At 51.4% G+C, this 3,061-nt stretch carries 1 rRNA gene; it reads right to left on the reverse strand.

The features are described 5' to 3' along the window. Positions 1-83: 83 nt before the first annotated feature. Positions 84-2,977 (reverse strand): 23S ribosomal RNA (locus HX846_RS06810). Positions 2,978-3,061: the final 84 nt, after the last annotated feature.

Below are 3,061 nucleotides of genomic sequence, written 5' to 3' on the forward strand. Positions count from 1 at the left end.
TTTGCAAGATCTCGAACTTTCGGTTCGTTTCGTCTTCACACACCGCAATCTGGTCTCTTCGACGCAAATTGCTTGGGTGTTATATGGTCAAGCCTCACGGGCAATTAGTATTGGTTAGCTCAACGCCTCACAGCGCTTACACACCCAACCTATCAACGTCGTAGTCTTCGACGGCCCTTCAGGGAACTCAAGGTTCCAGTGAGATCTCATCTTGAGGCTAGTTTCCCGCTTAGATGCTTTCAGCGGTTATCTATTCCGAACATAGCTACCCGGCAATGCCACTGGCGTGACAACCGGAACACCAGAGGTTCGTCCACTCCGGTCCTCTCGTACTAGGAGCAGCCCCTCTCAAATCTCAAACGTCCACGGCAGATAGGGACCGAACTGTCTCACGACGTTCTAAACCCAGCTCGCGTACCACTTTAAATGGCGAACAGCCATACCCTTGGGACCGGCTTCAGCCCCAGGATGTGATGAGCCGACATCGAGGTGCCAAACACCGCCGTCGATATGAACTCTTGGGCGGTATCAGCCTGTTATCCCCGGAGTACCTTTTATCCGTTGAGCGATGGCCCTTCCATACAGAACCACCGGATCACTAAGACCTACTTTCGTACCTGCTCGACGTGTCTGTCTCGCAGTCAAGCGCGCTTTTGCCTTTATACTCTACGACCGATTTCCGACCGGTCTGAGCGCACCTTCGTACTCCTCCGTTACTCTTTAGGAGGAGACCGCCCCAGTCAAACTACCCACCATACACTGTCCTCGATCCGGATAACGGACCTGAGTTAGAACCTCAAAGTTGCCAGGGTGGTATTTCAAGGTTGGCTCCACGCGAACTGGCGTCCACGCTTCAAAGCCTCCCACCTATCCTACACAAGCAAATTCAAAGTCCAGTGCAAAGCTATAGTAAAGGTTCACGGGGTCTTTCCGTCTAGCCGCGGATACACTGCATCTTCACAGCGATTTCAATTTCACTGAGTCTCGGGTGGAGACAGCGCCGCCATCGTTACGCCATTCGTGCAGGTCGGAACTTACCCGACAAGGAATTTCGCTACCTTAGGACCGTTATAGTTACGGCCGCCGTTTACCGGGGCTTCGATCAAGAGCTTCGCGTTAGCTAACCCCATCAATTAACCTTCCGGCACCGGGCAGGCGTCACACCCTATACGTCCACTTTCGTGTTTGCAGAGTGCTGTGTTTTTAATAAACAGTCGCAGCGGCCTGGTATCTTCGACCGGCATGAGCTTACGGAGCAAGTCCTTCACCCTCACCGGCGCACCTTCTCCCGAAGTTACGGTGCCATTTTGCCTAGTTCCTTCACCCGAGTTCTCTCAAGCGCCTTGGTATTCTCTACCCAACCACCTGTGTCGGTTTGGGGTACGGTTCCTGGTTACCTGAAGCTTAGAAGCTTTTCTTGGAAGCATGGCATCAACCACTTCGTCATCTAAAAGATAACTCGTCATCAGCTCTCGGCCTTAGAATCCCGGATTTACCTAAGATTCCAGCCTACCACCTTAAACTTGGACAACCAACGCCAAGCTGGCCTAGCCTTCTCCGTCCCTCCATCGCAATAACCAGAAGTACAGGAATATTAACCTGTTTTCCATCGACTACGCTTTTCAGCCTCGCCTTAGGGACCGACTAACCCTGCGTCGATTAACGTTGCGCAGGAAACCTTGGTCTTTCGGCGTGGGTGTTTTTCACACCCATTATCGTTACTCATGTCAGCATTCGCACTTCTGATACCTCCAGCAAGCTTCTCAACTCACCTTCACAGGCTTACAGAACGCTCCTCTACCGCATCACCCGAAGGTGATACCCGTAGCTTCGGTGTATGGTTTGAGCCCCGTTACATCTTCCGCGCAGGCCGACTCGACTAGTGAGCTATTACGCTTTCTTTAAAGGGTGGCTGCTTCTAAGCCAACCTCCTAGCTGTCTAAGCCTTCCCACATCGTTTCCCACTTAACCATAACTTTGGGACCTTAGCTGACGGTCTGGGTTGTTTCCCTTTTCACGACGGACGTTAGCACCCGCCGTGTGTCTCCCATGCTCGGCACTTGTAGGTATTCGGAGTTTGCATCGGTTTGGTAAGTCGGGATGACCCCCTAGCCGAAACAGTGCTCTACCCCCTACAGTGATACATGAGGCGCTACCTAAATAGCTTTCGAGGAGAACCAGCTATCTCCGAGCTTGATTAGCCTTTCACTCCGATCCACAGGTCATCCGCTAACTTTTCAACGGTAGTCGGTTCGGTCCTCCAGTTAGTGTTACCCAACCTTCAACCTGCCCATGGATAGATCGCCCGGTTTCGGGTCTATTCCCAGCGACTAGACGCCCTATTAAGACTCGCTTTCGCTACGCCTCCCCTATTCGGTTAAGCTCGCCACTGAAAATAAGTCGCTGACCCATTATACAAAAGGTACGCAGTCACAGAACAAAGTCTGCTCCCACTGCTTGTACGCATACGGTTTCAGGATCTATTTCACTCCCCTCTCCGGGGTTCTTTTCGCCTTTCCCTCACGGTACTAGTTCACTATCGGTCAGTCAGTAGTATTTAGCCTTGGAGGATGGTCCCCCCATATTCAGACAAAGTTTCTCGTGCTCCGTCCTACTCGATTTCATGACTAAGAGATTTTCGCGTACAGGGCTATCACCCACTATGGCCGCACTTTCCAGAGCGTTCCGCTAATCTCAAAGCCACTTAAGGGCTAGTCCCCGTTCGCTCGCCACTACTAAGGGAATCTCGGTTGATTTCTTTTCCTCAGGGTACTTAGATGTTTCAGTTCCCCTGGTTCGCTCCATACACCTATGTATTCAGTGTAAGGTAACCATCTTATGATGGCTGGGTTCCCCCATTCAGACATCTCCGGATCAAAGTCTGTTTGCCGACTCCCCGAAGCTTTTCGCAGGCTACCACGTCTTTCATCGCCTCTGACTGCCAAGGCATCCACCGTATGCGCTTCTTCACTTGACCATATAACCCCAAGCAATCTGGTTATACTGTGAAGACGACATTCGCCGAAAATTCGCAATTACTTACAAATTTTACCTTAGCCTG

This window comes from Pseudomonas sp. K5002 (assembly GCF_013386655.1).
Lineage (GTDB): Bacteria > Pseudomonadota > Gammaproteobacteria > Pseudomonadales > Pseudomonadaceae > Aquipseudomonas.